The 24,422-nt window shown below is 60.3% G+C and carries 18 protein-coding genes and 1 pseudogene; 11 read left to right on the top strand and 8 right to left on the bottom strand.

Annotated features, from left to right (window positions below; genetic code table 11):
• The 5 genes from fhuB to LCM4573_RS19310 form a co-directional block, all read right to left on the bottom strand.
• Nucleotides 1-1,989 carry a Fe(3+)-hydroxamate ABC transporter permease FhuB gene (gene fhuB, locus LCM4573_RS19330; protein WP_071008012.1) on the bottom strand — a complete coding sequence of 663 codons (1,989 nt, stop codon included), beginning with the start codon at nt 1,987-1,989 and terminating at the stop codon, nt 1-3.
• Nucleotides 1,973-2,890: an ABC transporter substrate-binding protein gene (locus LCM4573_RS19325; protein WP_071008011.1), complete on the bottom strand. Its 918-nt coding sequence runs from the start codon at nt 2,888-2,890 to the stop codon at nt 1,973-1,975. Before LCM4573_RS19325 ends, fhuB begins: the two co-directional genes overlap by 17 nt.
• Before the next feature lie 39 nt (nt 2,891-2,929).
• Nucleotides 2,930-5,107 carry a TonB-dependent siderophore receptor gene (locus LCM4573_RS19320; protein ID WP_198539762.1) on the bottom strand — a complete coding sequence of 726 codons (2,178 nt, stop codon included), beginning with the start codon at nt 5,105-5,107 and terminating at the stop codon, nt 2,930-2,932.
• 140 nt (nt 5,108-5,247) lie between these two features.
• Nucleotides 5,248-6,132 (bottom strand): helix-turn-helix domain-containing protein, encoded by an 885-nt coding sequence (locus LCM4573_RS19315; RefSeq protein WP_071008010.1) that lies wholly within the window; start codon nt 6,130-6,132, stop codon nt 5,248-5,250.
• A 62-nt stretch (nt 6,133-6,194) separates the two neighbouring features.
• Nucleotides 6,195-7,940 (bottom strand): ABC transporter ATP-binding protein, encoded by a 1,746-nt coding sequence (locus LCM4573_RS19310; RefSeq protein ID WP_071008009.1) that lies wholly within the window; start codon nt 7,938-7,940, stop codon nt 6,195-6,197.
• 113 nt (nt 7,941-8,053) lie between these two features.
• Here LCM4573_RS19310 and LCM4573_RS19305 point away from each other — a divergent pair, with 113 nt between their 5' ends.
• Nucleotides 8,054-8,869: an ATP-binding cassette domain-containing protein gene (locus tag LCM4573_RS19305; RefSeq protein ID WP_071008008.1), complete on the top strand. Its 816-nt coding sequence runs from the start codon at nt 8,054-8,056 to the stop codon at nt 8,867-8,869.
• A gap of 57 nt (nt 8,870-8,926) precedes the next feature.
• Here LCM4573_RS19305 and LCM4573_RS19300 read toward each other — a convergent pair whose 3' ends face one another.
• From LCM4573_RS19300 to LCM4573_RS19285, 3 genes are all read right to left on the bottom strand, one after another.
• Nucleotides 8,927-10,915: a PhoX family phosphatase gene (locus tag LCM4573_RS19300; protein ID WP_071008007.1), complete on the bottom strand. Its 1,989-nt coding sequence runs from the start codon at nt 10,913-10,915 to the stop codon at nt 8,927-8,929.
• Nucleotides 10,916-11,892: 977 nt separating this feature from the next.
• Complete coding sequence (locus LCM4573_RS19290; RefSeq protein WP_083347538.1) at nt 11,893-12,612, bottom strand: response regulator transcription factor; 720 nt, start codon at nt 12,610-12,612, stop codon at nt 11,893-11,895.
• Complete coding sequence (locus LCM4573_RS19285) at nt 12,609-14,009, bottom strand: sensor histidine kinase (RefSeq protein ID WP_407071757.1); 1,401 nt, start codon at nt 14,007-14,009, stop codon at nt 12,609-12,611. The genes LCM4573_RS19290 and LCM4573_RS19285 overlap by 4 nt, the downstream gene beginning before the upstream one ends.
• 278 nt (nt 14,010-14,287) lie before the next feature.
• Here LCM4573_RS19285 and LCM4573_RS28955 point away from each other — a divergent pair.
• From LCM4573_RS28955 to LCM4573_RS19235, 10 genes and pseudogenes are all read left to right on the top strand, one after another.
• A pseudogene (locus LCM4573_RS28955) lies at nt 14,288-15,564 on the top strand (extracellular solute-binding protein).
• Nucleotides 15,551-16,540 (top strand): ABC transporter permease subunit, encoded by a 990-nt coding sequence (locus LCM4573_RS19275; RefSeq protein ID WP_083347536.1) that lies wholly within the window; start codon nt 15,551-15,553, stop codon nt 16,538-16,540. The pseudogene LCM4573_RS28955 and the gene LCM4573_RS19275 overlap by 14 nt, the downstream one beginning before the upstream one ends.
• A gap of 2 nt (nt 16,541-16,542) precedes the next feature.
• Complete coding sequence (locus LCM4573_RS19270) at nt 16,543-17,463, top strand: ABC transporter permease subunit (protein ID WP_071008005.1); 921 nt, start codon at nt 16,543-16,545, stop codon at nt 17,461-17,463.
• Nucleotides 17,464-17,490: 27 nt separating this feature from the next.
• On the top strand, nt 17,491-18,240 hold the full coding sequence (locus LCM4573_RS19265) for a glycerophosphodiester phosphodiesterase family protein (protein WP_071008004.1): 750 nt from the start codon (nt 17,491-17,493) through the stop codon (nt 18,238-18,240).
• A gap of 72 nt (nt 18,241-18,312) precedes the next feature.
• Nucleotides 18,313-19,020 (top strand): HAD-IA family hydrolase, encoded by a 708-nt coding sequence (locus tag LCM4573_RS19260; RefSeq protein ID WP_071008003.1) that lies wholly within the window; start codon nt 18,313-18,315, stop codon nt 19,018-19,020.
• An 84-nt stretch (nt 19,021-19,104) separates the two neighbouring features.
• A complete protein-coding gene (locus tag LCM4573_RS19255) occupies nt 19,105-20,058 on the top strand; it encodes a sugar-binding transcriptional regulator (RefSeq protein WP_071008002.1) in 954 nt (317 codons plus the stop codon).
• A gap of 178 nt (nt 20,059-20,236) precedes the next feature.
• Entirely contained in the window at nt 20,237-20,992 is a 756-nt protein-coding gene (locus tag LCM4573_RS19250) for an IclR family transcriptional regulator (protein WP_071008001.1), read from the top strand.
• Between the two features lie 5 nt (nt 20,993-20,997).
• Nucleotides 20,998-22,707 (top strand): hypothetical protein, encoded by a 1,710-nt coding sequence (locus tag LCM4573_RS19245; RefSeq protein ID WP_071008000.1) that lies wholly within the window; start codon nt 20,998-21,000, stop codon nt 22,705-22,707.
• Complete coding sequence (locus LCM4573_RS19240; protein ID WP_071007999.1) at nt 22,704-23,426, top strand: hypothetical protein; 723 nt, start codon at nt 22,704-22,706, stop codon at nt 23,424-23,426. Before LCM4573_RS19245 ends, LCM4573_RS19240 begins: the two co-directional genes overlap by 4 nt.
• The gene (locus tag LCM4573_RS19235; RefSeq protein ID WP_071007998.1) at nt 23,423-24,394 is read left to right on the top strand and encodes a membrane dipeptidase; all 972 of its coding nucleotides are present in this window, start codon (nt 23,423-23,425) and stop codon (nt 24,392-24,394) included. The genes LCM4573_RS19240 and LCM4573_RS19235 overlap by 4 nt, the downstream gene beginning before the upstream one ends.
• Nucleotides 24,395-24,422: the final 28 nt, after the last annotated feature.

Below are 24,422 nucleotides of genomic sequence, written 5' to 3'. Positions count from 1 at the left end.
TCAGGGCCGTCGCGTGAGTAGCCAGAGAAGGTACGGCCCGCCGATAAGGGCCGCGAATAGTCCCACGGGTACCTGATAGGGATATATCACCACCCGCGACAGCCAGTCCGCCAACACCAGCACGCAGGCTCCGATCAGCAGCGTGGCCGGCAGTTGGTGGGCCGGCCGGTGAAAACCGATGAGCCGCGCCAGATGCGGGGCGATCAGTCCGGTAAGGCTCAAGGGACCGACCAGGAACGAGGCGATCGCCGTCATCAGGGCCGCCAAAACGGCGAGCACGAGCCGGGAGGGCATGATCCGCAACCCGACGCTTCTGGAAAGCCCCGAACCGAGCGGCAGTATGGAAAGCCAGCGCGTCATCAGGAAAAGCGGGGTCACCAGCACGGCCAGCGAGATCAGCGCTGTCCACGCCTCAAAGGCCCCCGCGCGGTTGGTGGAACCGGAAAGCCAGGTGAGCAGGATATAGCCGCGCATATCGCCCTGGGCGAGAACGATGCTGACGATCGCCATGGAGAAGGCGGCCACCGCAATACCTGCGAGAAGCAGCCGTTCCGCCGACAGGCCAGAGCGGGCGGCGACCCCCATGATGATGACGAAGGCGGCCAGTGCGCCGAACGCCATGCTTGCAATCATCAGAAGCGGAGAGGGAAAGCCGAAGAGAAGAAGCGCCAGGGTAAGCCCGGCGCCGCTTCCGCTCGATACGCCAAGTACTTCGGGACTGGCGAGCGGATTGCCCGTAACCCGCTGCATGATCAGGCCGGCGGCTCCCAGCATGGCTCCTGCGCCCATGGCGACCACGATGCGCGGCAGCCGGAAGGGCAGGAGATCGGATAAGAGAGCGCCTGTAGCGATGTTCCAGCCACTGTCGCCTCGGCCGAGGACGAGAGCGACCCCCAGGGAAACGACAAGCAAGACGGCAAGGATCAGCATTCTTCCAGGCGCGCCAAGGCGGCGGATGCCCGCGCCGGCTTCCGCCGTCACGGCGGAAAAGCCATGGACGCGTGGCAGGAGAAAAAGCAGCAAGGGGCCGCCGAGCAGGGCGGTGGCCACACCCGTCGGCACGAAATCGGAAAAGCCGGAACCGAACAATTGCGTGAGGCAATCAGCGAGGAAGAGGATAGCCGCTCCGGCGAGCGGTGCGGCCAGCATGACCTGGCTTGTGGTACGGGCGCCGCAAAGCCTTGCGAGGGTTGGAGCAGCCAGACCGAGAAAGCCGATAATGCCGACTGTCGCCGTGACGGAGGCTGACAGCCAGACGGCAAGGAGAAGGATTGCGAAGCGCACCGTTTGCAGCGCCACGCCAAGGCTTTTTGCGCTCGCGTCATCGAGCGCCAGGACCGTCAGCGGCCGCCTGAGGAAAAGTGCGGCGGCAAAACCGAGCGCCAGTCTCGGCGCCAGCGACAGAACACCGTTCCAGTTCTGCTGGCTGAGCGATCCCGCGCCCCAGATATGGATAGACATCGCATATTCGCCGCGCGCCAGAATGGTCGTCACGCTGAGCGAGCCTGCAATCAGGCTTATGATCATGCCGGAGAGCGCCACCGTTACCGGATCGAGCCCCCGCCGCCAGCTCAGCACGAGAACGATGAGGAGAGCAGCGAGCCCGCCGCCGAACGCGAGGAGTTCGCGCGACGCGCCGATCAGCAAGGGCGAGAAGCTCAATCCGAGGGTAAGTGCCAGTTGCGCGCCGGAAGCGATGCCGAGTGTCGAGGCGTCGGCGATCGGATTGCGCAATACCCTTTGCAGAAGCGCGCCGGCAAGACCAAGTGCTGCACCAGAAACGAGCGCGATCGCGGCGCGTGGCAGCAGGCTGTTCCAGAAAAGCAGGTCGTTCAGGGCCGCAGCGGTAGCGGGATCCCCAAGCACGCTGGGCCGATAGATGAGCAGCAGCGCGAAGCTGAGTGCGCAGGCAAGGGTGAGGATGACAATAGGGATAACCCCTGTCCGGGTTCCACGGCTACTCGCCGAAAGGCTAACGGTTTCGGGCACTGGAGAGTCCCTCCGCCAGGAAATCGGCAAATCTGCTGGCCGCGGGCAGGGCGCCATACGGGTTGACTGAACCAATGGTAAGAACCCGGCCCTCGCGTACCGCCGGCAGGGTCTTCCAGAAGGCGCCTTCCACCAGTTCCCGGAACGCATCCTCGGGATGCGGCGGGATCAGCACGATCCAGGCATCTGGCATGGTGGCGAGTGTTTCGATGCCGACCGGGGCCATGGCCGAATAGCTGGTAGTGCCAGACCAGGCGTTGCGCAGGCCGAGGCGGGCCAGAACCTCGCCGAACATGCTGTCCGAACCGAAGACACGGTAGTGGCGCGCATCGCCGAGATTGATCGGCAGGATCGGCCGGCCGTCGCCGCCGGCGAGTTCCTTTCTATAGCGGTCGAGCCGTGCCGAAAGCTCGTCGACCAGGCTGCGAGCAGAGGCAAGCTGCAACCGGTCGCCAATCGCGAGCGTCGCCTTTTCGGCAAGCTGATAAGGGCTCTCGCCCGGCACATAGACAGAATGGCTTTCCACCGGAGCGATCCTGCTCATCAGGGGATCGGCCCAGGCATAGAAGTTCGAATTGAAGACCAGGTCCGGCTCGGCGAAACGTAAAACCTCGAAATTCGGCGTTCCGCGCAAGCCGAGATCGGCTACGGTTCCGGGGACTTCGGGCGTCACCGCCACCTGCCGGAACTGCAGTAGTTCAGTTCCCGCCACCACGTTCGCGCCGATCGCAAGCAGGGTTTCGAGCAGAGCCCAGTCCAGGGTTGCCACTCGTGGACCGGGCTGTTTTGCGCGCACGCGGCCGGTGGTCGCCAGGAGGGCGGCGGCTCCGGCCAACATGGCCCTGCGCGTCAGCGAAAACGGGTCGTTCAAATGGTTCTCCAGTCGCAGAAGAAGGCCCATGGGAGGGCCTTCCTGCAAAACCGCACTTCGGGAGTCAACTTACCAAACTTTGCTGAGCTTGAAGGTGAGGGTGCGTGCATCACCATAGCCGCAGGCGCCAATGCCGCCGCAGCTCTCGACATATTCCTTGTCGAACAGGTTCGTGACGTTCAGCGAAGCGGTCCAGTCGTTTTTCTTGTAGCGAATGGCGGCATCGACCACCGTCGCATCCGGAACCTTGAGCGTGTTGGCTTCATCCGCCCAGGATTCCCCCTTGTAACGCAGGCCGGCGCCCAGGCTCAGCCCTTCGAGCGCACCGGTCGTCACGGTATAATCGAGCCACAGCGAGGCGGTCACGTCCGGTACGATATAAGGCGTCTTTCCGACCAGCGCAGGGTTCAACGGGTTCTCGGTGACTTCGACATCCGTATAGGTGAAGGAGCCAAGAAGTCGCCAATTTTCATTGAGGTTTACCTTGGCCTCGAGCTCGATCCCTTTCGATTCTACCTCGCCGAGCTGCGACCGCGTGAACGGAGGGGTGGGCAGCGAAACGACATAGTTCTGCTTGTTGATGTGGAAAACGGATGCGGTCAGAGAACCGTCGAAGAAGGTCGGATCGTATTTGATGCCCGCTTCGAATTGCTCTCCTTCCTCAGGAACAAGAGGACCAGAGGCTCCGGTCCCGACAAGAGGATTGAAGAAGGTGGCGGCGCTCACATAGGGCGTCAGGCCATTGTCGAATTCGTAGGCAAGACCGGCGCGACCGCTCCAGGCGTTGTCGGAGCTTTTGTAGCTGCTGGCCGGCGTGAGCTGGTTCTCGAAATTGCTATGGACATAGTCATAGCGGCCGTTGAGGGTGAGAAGCCAGTTATCCGCAAAACGAATTTGGTCCTGAGCATACAACCCGACCTGGTTCATCGTCACGACTTCATCGTAAAGCGGGCTCAGCGGTGGCTGTGTCTGCCCATAATCTGGATTCAAGACGTCGATCGTGCCCGGGAAGGGCGAGGGCGGAAAGCCAGCGCCGAAAACAGAATTCTGCACGTTGTCGATGCGGTAGTAGCGATAGTCGATGCCGGCCATCACTTTATGCGTCGCACCACCCAGCTCGAACTCGCTCTCGATGYGGTTGTCCCAGGCAAGGCTGTCGGCGGTCGTGTCACCCTCGAAGCCGATCCGATTGAGTTCCGTCGGGGAAGCATAGAGATATGGATAGGGGCCGAACTCGTATTTATCGAGATGTCCGTAGCGGAAGTTCGACGAGACCTTCCAGCCTCCGTCGAATTCGTGCTCCAGATCGTAGCCGATCATCTGCTGGTCATAGCGACCCTTGTCGAGATCCGGTTCGCCGGGGAAGAAGTCGCGGGGGATTCTTCCAAAAGGCGCATCGACGACGGTACCGACATAGGGAAGGAAGCCGTTTCCGACATGCACCTGATCGAGCGCGCCCGCATAGCCCCAGATCGTGAATTTCGTCGCATCGTCGGGCGAAACCGTCAGCTGCGGCATGATGAAGCCGCGCAGATCGTGGCTGTAGTCGGAGTAGTTGTCGCCGCCGGCGATCTTGCCCGTCAGGCGATAGGTCATGGTATCGCTCGACCCGACCTTGTCGGAGATATCGAAGCCGCCGAAGGCGTTTCCGTTACTGTTGATGCCCGTCTCGGTATAGTAATACGGCTCGTCGGTCGGCCGCTTGCGCACCATATTGACGATGCCGCCGGGATTGGAACCGCCATAGAGGACGGACGCGGGCCCTTTCAGAACCTCGACCCGTTCGAGCATGAACGGGTCGATCTGAAACCCGCCGAAGCCATAGCTGAAGAGATGCAGGCCATCCATGAAAACGCCGGTCTGCGTAGCCTCGAAACCGCGGATATAGAACCAATCGGTATCCGGGTCCGTCCCGTAGGGCGCGGCGACGACGCCCGGCGTATAGCGAAGCGCCTCATCGACCTTGTTGACCACGCCGCGATCGTCCATCTCCTGCTTTCCGACGACGGAAACGGCCTGCGGAATCTCGTTGAGCGGCGTTCCGGTCTTGGAACCCGTAGCAGAGCTCTTGGCCACATAGCCCTCAACAGGCCCCGTCGCGTCAGACGCCGCATCGGCGCTGATGGTGATCTGCTCGAGCACCGTCTCCTGCTGCGCGAACGCCGGCCAGGCCGCTGCAAGCCCGATCGCAGCCGTGCCGGCCATCAAACCCGCTCTCACCGTGAAAACCGCAGCCCTCTGCATCATCTTGCCCCCAGTTCAACCATATGCGGCAACGCAATAAGATGAGGCATTAACTCAGATTTACTTGCGGGGCTTGCCTGGATTCACGGCAATTGAACGTTCTTGGGCAAATTTTATCTTGTCGGGCAGAAGTTCGGGCGTTGCTAACTTCGCCGGGCCTTCTGCCAGCGGGCCGGCGTTGTTCCCACATGCTTGCGGAATACCCGCGTAAAGTGGGCCTGATCGGAAAAGCCGGTCTCGACAGCGATATTGGTCAGTGGCTGATCGTCCGCGGCAAGCAATTGCTTAGCTTGCTCGAGGCGGGCATTCATCTGCCATTGATGCGGCGCCATCCCGGTTGACGCCTTGAAGGAGTGACTGAAATGGGAAGGTGAGAGGCCGGCGAGGCCGGCCACCTCATCGAGGCGGATATTGCGCAGGCAGTTGGCCTCGATGAAGTCGGTCACCTTCCGAAGCTGCCAGGACGTAAGCGCACCGCGCCTGCGAGGCGCGGTCTTCGTGAGTTTCAGGACATCGATGATGAGAGAGAGCGAAAGCCCRTCTCCATAAAGATCGTGAAGCGGTTTCGGATTAGCGACTTCCGCGGCGATCAGTTCGGCAAGCGCCACCACGCGCGGATCGTGGAAGAGCAGTTGCGGATCTCTGAGGCGTGCCGGATCGATCTCCTCCATCAGGCGCCGACTGATGGTTTCGGCATCGAAATGCAGGTCGAGATGCCGGATATACTGGACATCCGTGATATCGACCCAAAGATCCATATCGGCAGGCACATAGGAAATCGGGCTCTCGCGACTATCCTGCGGGGCGCCGCGCCCGGTCGGAGAGAGTTTGATGGATGGGCGGCCTTTTCCGCGGTGATCGAGCAGGATGAACAGCCTGGGATCGTGCGCCACGTAATATCCGCCGGCATAGGATGCGCATTCCACATCCCAAAGGTCGGCGGTAATACCGTTCCAGTGACGGCGACGCAATCCGCCGATCACTGAAAACCCCTCGATCTTGTTACGCATACGCGGCTGGAAAGTCATGCTGGTATCTCTGCAGCAGTAGCCTAAAACTATCCTTTACTTATCAAGTTTTAAAGGTGCTATCAATCGTCAGCACTCGCATCCTGCCGGATGCCCCCGATCTGGGCAGCGTGAAGCCGGCTATAGGCGCCGCCAGCCCTGGCAACCAGGTCCTGATGAGTACCTTGTTCGACAATGCCGTTCCCATCGATGACAACGATCCGGTCGGCGCCCTGGATGGTGGCGAGACGATGCGCGATGATCAGCGTCGTGCGCCCCTCGGCGAGCTCTGCCAGTGATCGCTGGATTGCGCGTTCGGTTTCGGTGTCGAGCGCGGACGTGGCTTCGTCCAGGATGAGGATCGGCGGGTTCTTCAGGAACATCCGGGCAATCGCCACGCGTTGCTTTTGACCGCCGGAAAGCTTTACGCCGCGTTCGCCGATAACCGTATCGAGCCCCTCGGGAAGGGCGGCGAGCATGTCTTCGAGGTGGGCGCGGCGAGCTGCCTCGAGGATATCGGCTTCACTCGCTGCAAGYCGGCCGTAAGCGATATTCTCCCGGATCGTGCCGGCGAAGAGGAAGACATCCTGCTGCACGATCCCAATCTGCTGACGAAGCGATCGCTGCGTCATCTTGCGGATGTCGATCCCGTCGATCGTGATGCGACCGTCAAGAATCTCGTAAAAACGGGGCAGCAGTGAACAGATGGTCGTCTTGCCCGCCCCGGAAGGACCCACAAAGGCGATCGTCTCCCCAGCGTGGATATTGAGGTCGATGTCCAGCAGGATCGGTTTTTCGGGCGTGTATCCGAAGGAGACGTTTTCGTAGACGATTTCGCCCTTCAGATGGTCGACCTCGATAGCGTCAGGCGCGTCGGCGATATCGGGTTCGGTATCGACAAGCTCGGTGAAGCGGCGAAAACCGGCAATCCCCTTCGGATAGGTCTCTATCACAGAATTGATCTTCTCGACGGGACGGAAGAAGACGCCGACCAACAAGAGGAAGCTGATGAACCCGCCGGTCGTGAGTTCTCCGGCCAGCACGAAATAGGCGCCGCCAATCATCACGATCATCTGCGTCAGGCGCATGCTCATGTAACTCAGCGATGTGCTGGCGGCCATGATCTTGTAGGCTTCGAGCTTTACGCGGCGATAATTTTGATTGTCTTCTTCGAACAGCCTCCGCTCGTGCTGTTCGTTGGCGAAGGCCTGCACGACGCGGATACCGCCGACATTTTCCTCAATGCGTGTATTGAACGCGCCGACCCGGTCGAAGAGCCTGCGGAAGTTGCGGGTCATGCGGCTGCCGTAGCGGCTCGTCACCCAGGCTGTCAGCGGCACGATAAGGGCAGTGAGCAGCGCAAGCTGCCAATTGACGGAGAACATCAGCACCAGCGCCCCCGCAAAAGTCATGATCGCGATGAAGAGGTCTTCCGGCCCGTGATGAGCGACCTCGCCGATCTCTTCGAGATCCTTGGTCAGCCGCCCGACGAGATGGCCGGTCTTCTGGTTGTCGTAATAGCTGAAGGAAAGCTTCTGCAGGTGATCGAAGGCGGCGCGGCGCATATCCGTCTCGATATTGATGCCGAGCATATGACCCCAATAGGTGACGACGATCATAAGACCGGTATTGATCGCGTAAACGACGAGCAATGCCGCCGAGGCGATGAGAATCAGCAGCCACTCCTGACTGAAGAGCAGCCGGTCGACGAACAGTTTCACCGCCATCGGAAAGGCGAGTTCAAGGATGCCCGACAAAATCGCGCAGGTAAAATCGAGGATGAAAAGGCCTCGATAGGGCCGGTAATAGGTGAAGAAACGGCTTAGCATGCTGAAATCTCGAAGCGGGCAATATGGAAGGCCGGTTGACCATGCGGGTGAAATTGGCGAAAGGTGAGCCGATTTCTCCATATTGAAAACCGATCCGGACGGATAGTGCTCCAATGACACTGCATTTGAACGAACGGCATCTCGCGGTGCAGAATTCTCCGCTTCTGTCCCTGAGAGAGGTGAGTTTCGCGATCGAGAGACAGGTGCTCCTGCATCCACTCAGCCTCGACCTGCCGGCGGGCAAGTCGATTGCCCTGATCGGGCATAATGGCTCGGGCAAATCGACGCTGCTGAAGCTGATCGGCCGTCAGCAGGAGCCGACCTCCGGCAAGATCCTGTTCGAAGGGCAATCCCTGGAAAGCTGGCCGGCCCGCGCATTTGCGCGGCGGCTTGCCTATCTGCCACAACGGACGCCTGCCGCACCCGGCATGCTGGTGAAGGAACTGGTGGCGCTTGGACGTTACCCCTGGCACGGCGCACTTGGGCGGTTCAGTGCGGCCGACCGCGCAAAGGTCGAGGAAGCGATCGAACTGACCGGTATCGGCGCCTTCGCCGACCGCATGGTGGACAGCCTCTCGGGTGGTGAGCGCCAGCGGGTCTGGCTCGCCATGCTGGTGGCGCAGGATGCCACTTGCCTTCTGCTCGACGAGCCGATTTCGGCACTGGACATAGGCCATCAACTCGAAGTGCTCCAGCTCACCCATGATCTTTGCCGCGAGAAGGGCATCACGATCATCACCGTGCTGCACGATGTGAACATGGCCGCCCGCTTCTGCGATCAGATCATCGCGCTTCACTCCGGCCGGCTCATTGCCAATGGTCGTCCGGACGAGGTGATGACGCCCGAGGAACTGGCGCGCATCTACGATGTGCGCATGGATATAATCCACCAGCCGTTGAGTGGGCGGCTGGTGGCCTTGGCGCAGTAGCTAGGGATCGGAATCGAGGAGGCAGGGCGAAAAACGCCCCGCCTCGGGACCTGTGTGTCAAACGGCGATCTTGCCGCCGCCGATCCTGGTGATGGCGAGGACGGAGGGCCGCACCGGCATGTCATCCTTGAAGTCGGGCCAGCGGGTGGAAAGGTCCTCATAATAGGACGGGCGGCCATGACCATCCCAGTCCTCGCCACCATCGCCGGGATGCTGGACGGCGACGAAGGCCGTTTCATCATCCGGCGTGAAAAGCGGACCACAGAGTTCGGCGCCCACCGGCACGCGGAAGAACAGCTTCGAGGTCGCGCGAGCCTCTCCATCAGTATCGACCGCCCACAGGCCATCGGTGCGGCCCGTCGCCTTGTTACTGTTTCCGTCGGTCGAAACCCAAAGCCGCCCAGCTGAATCAACCGCACAGTTGTCGGGCATTCCGAACCAGCCGTTCTTGGTCGTTTCGGTCGAGAAGGTCGCGCCGACCTCGGCAACGGAAGGATCGCCGCATTTCAGGAGCACTTCCCACCTACCAGAAGTCGCGGTGAAGTCGCCGCCTTCCTCGGCAATCTCGATGATATGCCCGAAGGCATTCTCTGCCCGGGGATTGGCGGCATCCACCTGGTCGGCCTTGCGCTTGGTGTTGTTGGTCAGCATCACATAGACCTTGCCGTTGACGCTATTCGGCTGAACGTCTTCCGGACGGTCCATCTTCGTGGCGCCGAGAAGGTCGCCGGCCCGGBGCGTCTCGATCAGCACGTCCGCCTGGCTGGCAAAGCCGTTCTCGGCCGTCAGAGGCCCTTCGCCATGCACCATCGGCAGCCACTGCATGGTGCCGTCCTCGTTGAACCTGGCGACATAGAGCGTGCCGGTGTCAAGCAGGTTCATGTTCGCCGCGCGGTCGTCAGGATTGTAGATGCCGTCGGTGACGAACTTGTAGACATAGTCGAAGCGCTCGTCGTCACCGAGATAGAAGACGACCTTGCCGTTCTCGGCCACTATGGATTCCGCACCCTCATGTTTGGTGCGGCCGAGCGCGGTGCGTTTCTTCGGGGTCGACGTCGGGTCCATGACATCCACCTCGACGATCCAGCCGAAGCGGTTCGGCTCGTTCGGCTCCTTGGAAAGGTCGAAGCGGTCGTAGAAATTGGCCCAGTCGTAGCCACCTTCCGGAACCCCGTATCGCTTGTAATTCGCCGCTTCCGCATGACCGGCGGGAAGTTCGCCGGAGAAATAGCCGTGGAAGTTCTCCTCAGCCATGATGTAGGTGCCCCAGGGGGTCACCCCGCCCGCACAGTTGTTGAGTGTACCGATGACCTTGGTGCCCGTCGCATCGGCAGAGGTCTTCACACGGTCGTGACCGGCAACCGGGCCGGTCAGCTCCATTTCCGTGGTGGAGGTGATGCGGCGGTTATAGCGGCCTTCCGGAACGACCTGCCACTTGCCGCCCACCTTGCGGATTTCGACGATCGTGCCGCCATGGGCGGCCATTTCGATGTCGACCTGCTCCTTCGAGAGCTTGCCCTGCTCGATCTTGCCGTCGACGACCTTAACGAGACCAGGGAACATCAGGTGGGGATTGGTGTACTCGTGATTGACGACGAGCAGGCCGTGTTCGGCCGAGCCTTCCAGCGGAATATAGCCGACGTAATCGTTGTTGTAGCCGAACTGGCGTGCCTGCGCCTCGGCCGTCTGGGATTTTGGATCAAAGACGGGGGAATCCGGGAAAAGCGCATCGCCCCAGCGCAGCAGGACATCCGCATTATAACCTTCGGCGACATGATGATTGGCGTCCACGCCGGCTTCGACTTCCGGGAAGGAGAAGGCCGATCCGCCGGCTGCGCGCGCCTGGTCCGCCGTCATCAGCGCAACAGGGCTCACGGTCGCCGCAATCGCGGAGACGGCAAGCGAGCCCTGAAGGAAGTTGCGGCGCGAGAAGCGCTTGCTGATGATCTCGCCCATGGTCGGGTTGATGCTCGGATTGTGACCGTCGCCATCGGCATCTTCTAATTGGGTGGTCGGGAATATCTTTTGAGAAAGATGTTCGGTCATCGCCTATCTCCGGATTTTAAGGAAGACTACCAGTTTGGAGCCGTTCTAAATCTAGAGAGGTCGTATTGCGGTTTTGCGACAGCCACCCGGGATAGCTCTCATGTCGGCGCCTGTTCCACAGAGATGAAAAGCCGGCCTCAGACCTTGGTCGTAACCGCGGAATGCAAAAGTCCAATGGGCCCCAGATGCGGGAACAGTCGCAGGGTTGGACCGTTCAAGACTCAAGGTAGGTAGGAGCTATGGCTGCATATTTCCGCAACTTTGGCTTCGCATGGCTGGCAGGACGGGAATGACGCAAAACTACTTTCTGCAGTCGCGCGATTTCGGTGGCTCCTGCAAACCTGCGCCGGCCGTGTCCCTCTCCGCGCAGGTCGTTTGCTCGCCGGTCTGTCAGCCGGCGAGCTTTTTACTCTTCCGGAGAACACTGGTGGGCCTCACCTTTGACCGCCATATTGAAGCTGAGCAGCATTGCTGTCGGTGACAGGGAAACCGTCATGTTCTCGCGCAGAAAATTCCTCTCCAGCCTCGGTCTCCTGTCCTCGGCGCTTATCTGCGCCGCCTCGCCCTACCGGCTGTCCGCCGATCCGGCTTCTTTCCTGCGGGAAGAAAAAGCCCTTGCGAAGAACGGAAACGGAGGAAGCGGGAGCGAGGGAGGAGGAGGGGGAGAAGGCCGAGGCGAAAGCAAGGGAGAGGGCCGAGGTGAAAGCAAGGGAAATGGCGAGGGAAAAGGCGGACGAGAAAAAGACTCCGATCGCGAGGGCGATCGACGCTCCCGGCGGTCCGGGGAGCAGAGCCGAGAACGCGAAACGAAAACCAATGCGAAGACGGGCGACGCAAAGAAGGCCGAAGATTCACAGATCGAAGTGAAACATCGCAGCGGCATTGCGGAAGAGACCCGAGGCGGTCGCTATATTATGCGGGATCGTCGCGGACGCACGATCATCAACCGCACCGCCACAACGGCGGACAAGGACCGGCTAAGATCCCTGCAGAAAAGGTGAGGACGCGACCGCCGAAGCGACCAGGGAGCCCGGCTCAAGGCCTCCGGACGTCCTGCTCTGGGCAGCTTCCCTCCATATGATCGCCGCAGTCGTCCGGTTGCTGACCTGCAGCTTCGCGAAGATACGCGTCATGTGATGCTTGACGGTTTTCTCATGCAGATCGAGCTGGCGGGCGATTTGTTTGTTGCTCAAGCCGATCGCGACGAGATCCAGGACTTCCCGCTCGCGCGATGTCAGTTCTTCCAGCTGCTCGCCCTGGCTGCTCTCGTTCGAGGCCGCACCGGTATCCGCCAGGATCTTGGCCGAAAGGCTCGGCGAGACATAGCTTTCTCCACCGGCGATCGAACGCAGTACATCAGCCAGATCTCTTGATCCAACGCCCTTCGGCACATAGCCCTTGGCGCCGCTCTGCAGGGCGCGTCTGATATCCTCGCCGGTCTCCGATACCGTTAGCATGACGATCTTCTGATCTGGGCATTCGTCGAGAATCGGGGCGAGGGCATCCAGCCCGCCACCCGGCATCGAAATGTCCATGAGCAGGATATCCGGCCGTTGCGTGACGGCGATCATCACCGCCTCGTCACCCGTGCTGCCTTCCGCAACGATCTCAAATCCAAGCTCCGACAAGCTGCGCGAAACGCCTTCCCTGAACAAGGGGTGGTCGTCGACGACAGCTATACGCAAGTCTCTCGTCATGCTTGCTCCGTTTCACAGACATTCAAGGACATCGTCACCGTCGTTCCGCGTTTTGAGGAACTGATCTCGAATCGACCGCCAAGACTTTCAACACGTTCACGCAAACCGGCAAGACCCAGGCTGGCCGGTTTGACCAGAGCAGGATCGAAGCCCGGTCCGGTGTCGATGACTTCGACAACAACGCAATTGTCCTCCAAACGTTGCACCACTCGTTGGCCGAGGCCGCCAGCATGACRCCAACCATTGTTGAGCGCTTCCTGCACGAAGCGATAGATACAGATCTTAGCTGCGTGGGAGATATCCTGCGGCAGATCAGTGAGAGACAGTTGCACCTCGGTCCCGCTACGATCGCGGTGCGCCTGAACGACTCTTTCCAGCATCTCGGTCAATCCTGTCGATTCGATGTCCGGCAAGATAAGCCCGGCGCAGATGTTGCGGATTTCCCGCATCGCCTCGTTCAAGCTACCCTTGATCGAGGCGATCTCTCGTTCGCGCTTATCGAGGGGCGTCTGTGGATCCAGCACCGCCTCGCTATCCAGCCTTAGCGAGGCGTAAGCCACCAATTGAGCCGGGCCATCATGAAGATCGGCGCCGACCCGGCGTAGAAAACGCTCGTTCAAGGCCGCGGTTCGCTGGGAGGCTCTTTGTACCCGGGCATTGAGCGCCTGGTTCTGAGCCAAGAGTGCGGAAAGCTCGTTGACGCGGTCGTTCAGCATGTGCCGCTGCCTCTCGATCGTGCGGCTGCCGCCAAGAACGATGAAGGAGAGGGCGAGAAAAAATGCGAAGGTCGCCGCCGCCACGGCAAGCCAGCTATGCAGCCTGGCGTTTCGCAGACTACGCTCGAAGTCGTTCGCCATCTCGTAGAATTCGATGACGGCGACGACTTCGCCCGACCAGGGCTGAAGCACAGGATTGTAGATTGCCAGGAGCGGCAGGTCTTTCGCCTGTTCGGGAATGTCGGCGGCATTGTCGATCTGATCGAATTCGGCGACCATCTGCCCGGAAAAGGCCGAGCGCAGGTCTTCCCCCGGCTCGAAACGCTTTCCCGTCAGGCTTTTGTCTTTCGAATAGAGTATCGTCCCATCTTTCCGCCAGAGCTTGAACGACAGAAGGCGTGTTCCCAATGTGCCTTGCGTCAACGTCTCGTCAAGCGCCCGCGCAACCGATTCATCCAGTGCCTCGGTGGTGGTCATGTCGGGAAGGATGGGCGCTATCACGCTGTCGACATAGAGCGCGGTCGACGCCGCCGAGTTGCGGGTTACCGCCTGCTCGATCAGGTCCGAAACGAATGCGCCGATCAGCAGCATCGCCGCGACGGCTACCAACCCGCCGGTGAACAGGAACTGCCTGGCCAGTGACTGGGAGCGCCAGTACGCGAATAGTCTGTCTAGCCGCACAGGATGTATCGCCACGTTTTCAGTCCAGCGCTCATACCTATGTCATGGGCCGCGCCCGTCAATGCCCCGAGCGACAGCAAAGCCGCGCCGGCGGCAAACTAGCCCGCTTGAGCATATGCTCAAGCTTGGAGGTAAATGTCACATGACGGTTATGAGTTCTCCTTAGAACGAAGGCAGGCACAGGCTTGTGACGCCTGCTGTTTCCAGCGGCCTTCCCGCAGTTCAGAGGATTTGTTCAGATGACTCGTCTCCGTAAACGCACGTTAGCTGCCGTCTCCATGCTTGCCGTCCTGACCACGCCGGCATGGGCGCAGGCCAAGACCTCTATCGAGTGGTGGTATGCCAATAGCGGCCGCATCGAGGAGGGCATTCAGAAGATCATCRCCGACTTCAACAAAAGCCAGGACGATTACGAGGTCATCGGCATCCGCAAGGGCAATTACGAGGAAACCTTCGCGGCCATGATTGCCGCATATCGTGTCGGGAAACACCCCACGATCATCCAGTCGAGCGAACGCACCTTCCTCACGATGATCGATTCCAACGCTATCGTTCCCGTCAGCGAATTGATGACGAAACACGACTATTCGATCGACTGGGACAATTTCGTCAAACCTGTCGCGGATTATTATCTCGAAGGCGACAAGCCCGCAGCCATGCCGTTCAACTCCTCCACGGCCATCTTCTGGTACAATGCGGATCACTTCAAGGCGGCCGGCTTCGAGGCTCCCGGCCAAACCTGGGACGAGGTCGAAAAGCAGCTTTATGCCATCAGGGATCAGGGTGTCGCCAAATGCGGCATGGTACTGGACAGTGATTTCTACTGGAGCCTGATTGAGGGCTATTCATCGATCAACGACTATCCGTTCGGCACGAAGGGCAACGGCTTCGAGGGGCTCGATACCGAATACGTCTACAACAGACGCCCGTGGTGAAACAGGTCGAGCGGCTGAAGCGCTGGATCGATGATGGCATCATCCAGCTTGCCGGACAGGGTCTTTCGCCGAAGCAGCTCTATACCTCCGGCACCTGCTCGACGATCGTGACGTCCACGGCGGCCCATGCAGAAGTGGAGACTAACGCCAAGTTCGACTGGTCGGCGACCTACATGCCGCATGAGACAGGCGTTTCTCCGCGCAACAGCAATATCGGCGGAGCAGCGCTTTGGGTGCTCAAGGGCAAGTCAGAAGATGAAAGCGCTGCGGCTGCCGCCTTCCTCAACTATGTCGCCAAGCCGGAAACCCAAGCCTATTGGGCCGAATGGACGGGCTATGTGCCGGTGACCAATGCCGCCTACGACAAGATGAAATCGGATGGCTTCTTCGAGAAGTATCCGACCCGTGAGATTGCTATCCTTCAACTCACCCGTGGCGAGCCGACGGTCAATTCCCGCGGCTTCCGCTTCGGCAACAGCAATCAGAGCTCGGCTATTCTTGTCGAGGAGCTGCAGGCGGTCTGGACCGGTAAAAAGACGCCGCAGGAAGCTCTCGATTCCGCCGTCGTGCGCGGCAATCAGGTTCTCCGCCAATACGAGGCTCTCAATGGCGGCAACTGATATAGGCATGGTGGAGGAGGAGCGGTCAGGTTCCTCCTTTCCCGCTCGGCGGAACGCCATCCGCAAATGGCTGGCGTCTAGCGAAAACGGGCTCAAGCGCGCTCACTATCGAGGAACGGGGCTTGCCGCTGCGCTGATTTCGCCTCAGCTCATCATCCTGCTGTTCTTCTTCTTCGTGCCCTCGTGGAAGGCGCTTTCGCTCGCTTTCGTGCAGATCGACCCGTTCGGCGGCAAGGCCATATTCGTCGGCATGCAGAACTTCATCGATCTTTTCGCAAGCAAAACATATCGTTACAGCGCTTGGCTGACATTCTGGTTTACGCTTGCACAGAACATCCTGACATTGGTGATCGCCGGCGCGCTCGCCTTCGCCACCGACCACGTCATTCGCGGCCGTTACGGCTACCGCACCGTCATCCTGCTGCCCTATGCCATCGCTCCGGTCGTATCCGGCACCATTTGGGCCTTCCTTTTCAACCCGTCCGTCGGGCCGATCGCGACCTGGCTGCACGGCATGGGTTATCCCTGGGACCCGAACCTCAGGACGACGGATGCCGTCATCCTCATCACGCTCGCCTCGGTGTGGAAGCACGTCTGCTACGACTACATTTTCCTGACCGCGGCCATGCTGGCAGTTCCGCAATCCCTGCGGGAGGCAGCCGCCATCGACGGAGCGAGACCATGGCGGCGTTTCGTCACTGTCTCCGTGCCGCTGATCATGCCGACGGTCTTCTACCTCTTCATCATGAATTTCGTTTATGGGCTGTTCGAGACCTTCGGCATCATCGACTCGGTCACGCGCGGCGGTCCTGCCGGATCGACCACCACGCTTGTCTACAAAGTCTATCAAGATGGCTTCGTCAACCTGAACCTCGGCTCGTCGGCGGCCCAATCCATCGTTCTCATGGTGCTCGCAATCCTCTTCACCGTCCTGCAGTTCCGGGCGATCGAGCGCAAGGTCAATTACGAGGTCTGAGCATGGTCGAGCGAAATCCGCTGCTTTCCGTCATCTGCCATCTGATCCTCATCCTCGGGGCGCTGATGGTGGGCCTGCCGCTCTACTTCACTTTCGTCGCCGGCTCCCTGACGCCCGCCGAAATGCATCAGATTCCGTTTCCCTTGCTGCCAGGCGATCATTTCACCGAGAACCTATCCATTGCCTGGGAGAAAGGCGATTTCACCAGGGTCTTCCTGAACTCGCTCTTCGTCACCCTGGGCATCGTTTTCGGGAAAATCTCCATCTCGATCATCGCAGCCTTCGCGATCACCTATTTCCGCTTTCCCTTCCGGATGACGGCGTTCTGGCTGATCTTCATCTCGCTGATGCTGCCGGTCGAGGTGCGCATCATTCCAACCTATGAAGCTGTGGCGGATGCGGCCGGGCCGCTTCGCTGGCTGCTCAATACGGTCGGGATCGGTACGGTTCTTCAAACTGTGGCGGGAATCAGCATCGACGCGACCATGAACTGGAGCCTCGTGAACACCTATTACGGTCTGATCTTTCCCATCATCGCATCGGCGACGGCCGTGTTCCTGTTCCGACAGTTCTTCCTGACCGTGCCGGACGAGCTTTGCGAAGCAGCCAAGCTAGACAATACCGGACCGCTGAAATTCCTGTTCACGATCCTGCTGCCCCTTTCCGTGCCGAACATGGCCGCACTCGCCATCATCCTCTTCATCGGTGGCTGGAACCAGTATCTCTGGCCGCTACTGTTCACCACGGACAAGGAAATGGGAACGGTCATCGTAGCGCTCAAGAGCTTCGTTCCCGTCGGCGATTCAGAAGGCGGATGGGAAGTGGCGATGGCCGCTTCCCTGCWGGTCATGCTGCCGCCGACGCTGGTCATTCTCTTCCTACAGCGCTGGTTCGCCAAAGGGCTGGTCGACGCCAGCAAATAATTCCACCCCAAGACATGCAGGTATGACATGACTAAAATCGTAGGCCATCGTGGCGCCAGAAACCTCTGGCCTGAAAATTCCATGGAGGGTTTCCGCCGCACCCTCGAACTGGGCGTCGATGCGATCGAGTTCGACGTGCATCTCACGGATGCAGGCGAACTGGTCGTGATCCACGACGCGACGCTCGAGCGGACAGCCGAGGCAACCGGCGTCGTCAGAGGACTGTCTCCGACGGATCGGCCGGTGACCCGACTCAAGGGCTCGTCTGAGGGTATTCCAACACTGGACGAGGTGCTGGCGCTCTTCGCATCCTCCAGACCGGTCGACCTGCATGTGGAATTGAAAGCGGATGCGGGCGGAGTTCCCTATCGAGGGCTGGAGGCTCTCGCCGCAGAAGCGATCCGGCGTCATGGCCTGACCGGCAGAAGTTTGCTGACGAGTTTCAATCTCGACGTGCTTGCCGAATGCCGGCGCGTGGCGCCGGAAATCGGCCGGCTGTGCTCGATCAATGCGAGGTCGGCGGAGGCCTTGGGCGCTCAGACGATGGTCAGGAGGGCGGCGGCCCTGGTTGAGATCGTCGCCGTGGAGAAAACGCTGCTCGCGGCTGCTTTCGAGGAAATCAACGCTATCATTCCCCGGACACGGCTGTGTGCCTGGGTGTTGAACGATGGCGAGGGACTTCAGACCTGGCTTGCGCACGGCGTCGGCTGGATCACCAGCGACGACCCGGCCTTAGCATTGCAGATTCGGGCAGAGGCGCTGGATGTCATCCATTGACCGCCGCACGGCACTCAGCGGGATCGGTGTCAGTCGGCGACATGATAAAGATTTCAACGTGAAAACAGGCTCATGAATAGCATTGATCTTATTATTTTCGACTGCGACGGCGTTCTCATCGACAGTGAACCGCTTGCGGCGCGCACTCTGGCTGAAGCCGTAACGCGTGGTGGCTTGCCGATGACGGCCTATGACGTCCTCGTGGAGTTTACCGGCAAGTCCGAGCCCGAAATACGTGCAATCCTCGAAACGAGGGGCCTTGAAAACATCGAAGCCGTCTTTTCGGCATGGCATGCGGAAATCTTCGCGACCTTCAGACGCGAGCTGAAGGTCATGGCCGGTATGGAGGATGTATTGCGAGCGCTCGATGTCGCTAAATGCGTCGCCTCAAACAGTTCGGTGAGAAGATTGAAAGCCAGCCTTGGGCTGCTCGACATATGGGACGAATTCGCGCCCCACGTGTTCAGCGCGGAAATGGTTGCGGCCCCAAAACCGGCACCCGATCTCGTTCAACTCTGCCTCTTGAAGATGGCGGTTACGAATACGCGCAGTCTTCTCGTCGACGACAGCGCGGCCGGCATCATGGCTGCGCGAGCGGCAGGGGTGAAGGCGATCGGCTTCGTCGCGCCAAGCGATCCTCGACCCGGCAGACGCGAACTTCTGCTGCAAGCCGGAGCGCAGGCCGTGGCTTTCGGTACTGCCGAGCTGCACGAATTGATCGGCGAACTCGTCCACCGGCGCCAATCCGTTCAGGCCTCGGTCGGAGGGCTTGGAAGTTGATCAGTACCGCACGACCCAGCGCCCACGCATCGGAAATCACGCTTCCGGCCAGGGCGCCGGCGTGAAGAGGGGAGGGTAAATACCATGGTCGTCAAAAGGGACGTGAATAGCAGCCGTCTCGACTTCACGGCGAAGGCAGGCTGGCTCTATTACATTGCCGGCAACAGTCAGGACGAGATCGCACATAAACTGGGCGTGTCGCGCCAGACGGCACAGCGTCTGGTATCTCGCGCCGTTTCGCAAGGGTTGATCAAGATCCGGCTCGATCACGCGGTCGGCGACTGCATGGAGCTGGGCGCCCGACTTAGCGCAAGGTACGGGCTCAAGTTCGTGGAAGTCATCCCATCTGACCCTCAGGTACAGACGGCAACCGCGGGATTGGCGCAGGCGGCGGCAGCCGAAATCGAGCGCCGGCTGGCATCCGAAAAACCACTCGTCATCGCGATCGGAACTGGCCATACCCTCAAGGCGGCGATCGAGGAGATGGTGCCGTTCGATGCCCCGCACCACAAGATCGTGTCGCTGACCGGCAATATCACGCGCGAGGGTTCCGTCTGGTTCTATAACGTCGTGTTCAAGATGGCCGATCTGATCACTGCGAAGTGCTTTCCGATGCCTGTACCCGTCATCGCCTCGTCACAGCAGGAGCGGGCGACGCTTCACAGCCAGCCGGGCATTCGTCAGACACTGGGGCTGGCAGCCAGGGCCGATGTCGCCTTCGTCGGCGTCGGTGACATAGGCCCCCAGGGAGCGCTCTTCATAGATGGCTTCATCGCCAAGGACGAGCTGGCGTTGCTTCAGAAAGCAGGGGCTGTCGGAGAGATCGTCGGCTGGACTTTCGACAAGGAAGGAAAGCTCATCAAGGGCATCACAAACGACCGGGTCGCCAGCGCGCCGATACCCTCATGCGACAGGACGCTGGTCATCGGCGTCGCCAAGGGTGAAAGAAAGCTCCCAGCTCTTCATGGCGCTCTGAGGGGGCGGTTAATCAACGGCTTGATAACCGATGCGGTGACGGCCGAAAAACTGCTGATGTGACGAAACGACGGGGGAAGCCGGCTGCTCCGCCGACGCTTCCCTGGCAGTGAAATCGTTTTGCGAACTCGGCTACACCGCCTCAAGGTCGCGTTGCCTCCAAGGAGCAAACCACCGACAGAAGACATGATCGTTGTCAACTCGGTTGACAACGATCATTTTGTCCGCAAATGTATTCTACATGGATACATCATATTCAAATAGAATACAAGAGGAAAGCGGGGTTCGCCCTCTCTCCACCGTTTTGAAGACGATGGCGGTGCTCGATGTGCTGGCGGCGAGCCCTCGGGGGATGAAGCTGCCGGAGGTGGCGTCGGCCATGCAGCTCTCCCGGCCGACCGCCTATCAAAGACTGCTGACGCTCATCGAGGCGGGGTGGGTCGAGCAGGACAGGGAGATGCGCTACCGGCTCTCCATGCATGCCTGCCGCATCGCAGCCTCGGCTCTGGAACAGGCCGATCTCGGCACGCGCGTCCAGCCGATCATCGAGATGCTCGTGCAGCGGGTGAAAGAGACGGCGTCTCTGGCGGTGCTGGACCGCGGCCTTCCCTGCATCGTCTCCCGCGTCGAATCCGAAAGCGTGCTGCGCGCCGAGCAGAAGATCGGCACAACGATGTCACTCGAAGGTTCGGCCTCGGGCCGCGTGCTGACCGCATTCGCCGACGAGATGACGCTCGGCAAGCTTAAAGAAAGCGGCGAGCCACTCGCTTCCGAGGATATCCTGAGGACGACGAAGGCCGACGGCTATGCCCTTTCCAGCGGCTATACCAAAAGCGGCGTGATCGCGATCGCCGCGCCGATCTTCGATCTCAACGGCAAGTGCACTGCCACCCTCTCTCTGGTCATGCCGGAGTTCCGGTTCGACATCGAGACATTCCGCGAGCCGTTGCTGGAGGCGGCCAGGACCATCACCAAAATGCAGCAGGGAGAGCGTTGACGGTCATGACCGCGACTTCCGAACAGGCGGCGATGCCGCATCCAAGACCGGGACACGAGGTGATGAAGACCTCGCGGCTCGCAGCCATCCAGCCGAGCCGGCTGAGCATCACCCGGGCTCTCATGAACAAGATGATCCGCGAGCGCTGGGACATTTCCTGTGCACTCTTCGACGTGGACGCGAATGCCGAGGGGACGGTGGTCTACTCCATCAAGACGCCCGGACAGGACTTCTCTTTCATCGGCTTTTCGCGCCCGCCCAGCTCGACCGCCCGCACAGGCCGCATCATCGGCCAAGCCTGGGACATGATGGGCGCCCTGATCGAAGGAGCGGCCACGGAGGCGGACATCGAGACGGCGCGGCGGGAGATCCCAAAACTCTATATGGGGCGCGCAACCCCCAGCACACTGATCTGGTGCCGCTCCAATCGTTCGATGCGGGTCTTCAACCAAACGCTTGAAGCGCTTGCCGAAGGGCGGCAGCCGGAAGTCGCCGACCTCGCCAAGGTCTGCTACCTGATGCGTAACACTGGCCTCGACGGCAACGGCACGTTCGGCACCCGCTCGTTCCCTTCACTCGGCGCCGGTCATGCGCTCGGCGGGGTTCTGCAGGCGCAGCTTCTCACCGCCTATCTCATGCGGGAGTTTTCCTGTGATCTCGTCGAACACCTTGCCGCCAGGAGATCCGAGAAGGCGGTCAAGCTCGATCCGGAACTCCGTCGTTATATCGGTGTCGGCAACGGCTCGGCGCTCGGCCTCATCTTCTTCGTGCATAAGCATCCGAGGCTGATCGGTGCGCTTCTCAGCGCACGCGAGACCGCGATCGCGAAGGCGAGGGGGCTGAAGCTTGCAGCAGGCGATGAGCCGGTTTCCCGGCTCATTGGGCTCCTGCGCCAGGCAATCGTCTTCCGCAGACAGGATCAGATGGTCTATGAGACATTCACGTCCAGTGCCGAAATCGCCGATGATCTCGAGCAGGTGGTCGCTGCCCTTGAGGAATTTCAGGCGAACGGCACGGTGAACGGTCGTGCGGCCGACCGACCGCTCGACATCCTGGCCTGCGAATTCGACGGCGACCTTTCGCCCGAGGCCTACGAAACCTTCCTTTCCTTGATGATCGAGCTCGTGCCGGAGGAAGCCGACCGGCTTCTCGAAGCCGTATCCGGTGCTGACGAATTCAACATCGCTCCCGCCGAGACGGTCGAGGACATCTCTCGACTCCTTCGCGAGGAATACCAGTGGGCGCTCGATACGGACATGTCAGGCCCGGAAGCCTACAAATATGTTTGGTACAAGTCCGAAACCGCAGAAGAGCCGCGGCGTGGTGCCCGCGAGGAAGTTCCCGATGCGCTTGATCTCGGCTTCGACGCCTGCGGGGACATACAGGCGCTTGCCGTTGATCTCGGCAAGACGGAAGGCTCGCTTACAATCGCGCGCTTCCTTCTAAAGCATCCCGAGCACCGCTATCTCATTGCGCGTATCCAGAGCCTGCGCGGGCACGGCTATCACACGCCTATCGCCAACATCAATGCCGAGCAGTTTGTGCCGATTGATCTGGTGCGGCTGATGAATGTCGGCATTCACGGCATCGACAAGACCCGCGATTTCTTAAGCCGCAACCTGCGCGGAGTTCTCTATCACGGGGCTCCGACGCCCGACGATCTTCGCGCCGGTTATACCGGCACCTGGTATTATCCGGCGGAACCTGTCCTATGACCTCTTCATCGACCCAGACCCCGTTGCGCATCATGCCCCGCGAGATGCGGCTGATGTCCGAGCGCATATTCTCACTTACCAGCCTGCCGAAAGGATTCTTCCTCGTCGTCGGTGACTTCCCCATGTATTCGCAAAAACTGGGACTCGGCGGCTTCCGGCTGCTCGAGGAACGTTTCGAAAGCTTTGGCTCGGCTGATCCGTCCCGCATTTCGATCTCCTCGGAGGAGGGAACACGGATCGTGCTCGATGCCGCGGGGCAGCATGCCTGGTTCGTGCTCCCGGCGGTGATCGATCTCCTCGGAGAACTCGTCCAGAGGTTCGGCGCGGCGGAGTTGACCGTCAATGACGCAGTCGATCCGGCCGAACTTGCCGTTGCCGCAAGCCTTGGGGGGCGCACGGGCCTCACGATTACCGTTTCCGGCAACCTGCTGAAGGCCGCGCCGGTGCCGGTCACCGGCAATGTCCGACAGGACGACCCTCTGCTTTGGGCCTTGCTCGAAGGCGGAGTGGAGGTCGAATCCGATCTTTGGTGGCGCATCTACCATCTGGCCAAGAAGGCGCTTGCCACAGACAGCGTCGTTTCCCGCCGCCATGCTGGTCCTATGATCATCACCGAGGACGGTACGGTTATCGGCCGCAAGGACAATGACGACGAAACGGATGTGAGCTTCCTCGCATCCAAGCTCTCCGAACGCGAAAGGGAAGGCGCCAAGGCATGATCATCGATGGGTTGCAATGTGGACATTTCGATCGCGGCGCCTTTGAAACCCTTCTCAAAGGAACGGTTGGCGGGGTCGTCAACACCTGCGGCTTCTGGGAGGGCACGGTGGAATCGCTCGATTCGATYGGCCGCTGGCGGGACCTGGTGCGCGAGAACTCCGACATTGCCGAGATTGCGTTGACGGCAAGCGACATCACCCGCATTTCCACTGCGGGCAAGCTTGCCATCATCATGGGTTTCCAGAACAGCAATCTATTCGAGGGCCGGATCCGCTTCGTCGAGATGTTCGCCGAACTCGGCGTGCGCGTCGTGCAACTCACTTACAACAACCAGAACGAACTCGGTGGCTCCTGCTATGAGGCGGAAGATTCCGGCCTTGCCCGCTTCGGCAAGGAAGTGGTGCGCGAGATGAATTCAGCCGGCATTCTGGTCGATTGCAGCCATGTGGGTGACCGCACGACGCTGGATGCGATCAAGGTTTCTGAAAAGCCGATTGCCGTGACCCATGCCAATGCTCAATCGCTATTTTTCCACAAGCGCAACAAGTCGGATGACGTGATCCGGGCGCTGAAGGACACGGGCGGCGTAATTGGCTGCGCGGCCTATCGCAACATCACCGGCGACGAATTCTGTGCCTCGATCGAGGCCTGGTGCACGATGGTCGCCCGTACCGTCGATATCGCCGGCATCGACTCCGTCGCGATCGGCACCGACAAGAGCCACAATTTTACCGCGCCCGACTATGCCTGGATGCGCAAGGGCCGCTGGACCCGCGGCGAAGATTACGGCGCAAGCGCCGCCGGCAAGCCGCTCAAGGCTGCGCCGCCGGAATGGTTCCAGAAGGTCGAAGACATCCGGGTGATCCCGGAGGGCCTCCGCGCGGTGGGCTTCTCCGAAGAGGAGGTCGCGAAGATAACCCACAAGAACTGGCTTCGGCTCTACGAGGCTACCTTCAGAAAAGCATAGGAGGAGAACAAGACATGCCTGGAAGGAA

Source organism: Rhizobium sp. LCM 4573 (genome assembly GCF_001854865.1).
Lineage (GTDB): Bacteria > Pseudomonadota > Alphaproteobacteria > Rhizobiales > Rhizobiaceae > Neorhizobium.
Note: the sequence above shows the minus strand (reverse complement) of the source record. Positions and strands in the feature narration are given on the sequence as shown.

Excerpts from the sequence above, each read along its gene's own strand:
- LCM4573_RS19245 (WP_071008000.1), top strand. The coding sequence starts at position 20,998 with ATGACCGCGACTTCCGAACAGGCGGCGATGCCGCATCCAAGACCGGGA.
- LCM4573_RS19325 (WP_071008011.1), bottom strand. The coding sequence starts at position 2,890 with ATGGGCCTTCTTCTGCGACTGGAGAACCATTTGAACGACCCGTTTTCG.
- LCM4573_RS19265 (WP_071008004.1), top strand. The coding sequence starts at position 17,491 with ATGACTAAAATCGTAGGCCATCGTGGCGCCAGAAACCTCTGGCCTGAA.
- LCM4573_RS19255 (WP_071008002.1), top strand. The coding sequence starts at position 19,105 with ATGGTCGTCAAAAGGGACGTGAATAGCAGCCGTCTCGACTTCACGGCG.
- LCM4573_RS19260 (WP_071008003.1), top strand. The coding sequence starts at position 18,313 with ATGAATAGCATTGATCTTATTATTTTCGACTGCGACGGCGTTCTCATC.
- LCM4573_RS19250 (WP_071008001.1), top strand. The coding sequence starts at position 20,237 with ATGGATACATCATATTCAAATAGAATACAAGAGGAAAGCGGGGTTCGC.
- LCM4573_RS19240 (WP_071007999.1), top strand. The coding sequence starts at position 22,704 with ATGACCTCTTCATCGACCCAGACCCCGTTGCGCATCATGCCCCGCGAG.
- LCM4573_RS19290 (WP_083347538.1), bottom strand. The coding sequence starts at position 12,612 with ATGACGAGAGACTTGCGTATAGCTGTCGTCGACGACCACCCCTTGTTC.
- LCM4573_RS19275 (WP_083347536.1), top strand. The coding sequence starts at position 15,551 with ATGGCGGCAACTGATATAGGCATGGTGGAGGAGGAGCGGTCAGGTTCC.
- LCM4573_RS19305 (WP_071008008.1), top strand. The coding sequence starts at position 8,054 with ATGACACTGCATTTGAACGAACGGCATCTCGCGGTGCAGAATTCTCCG.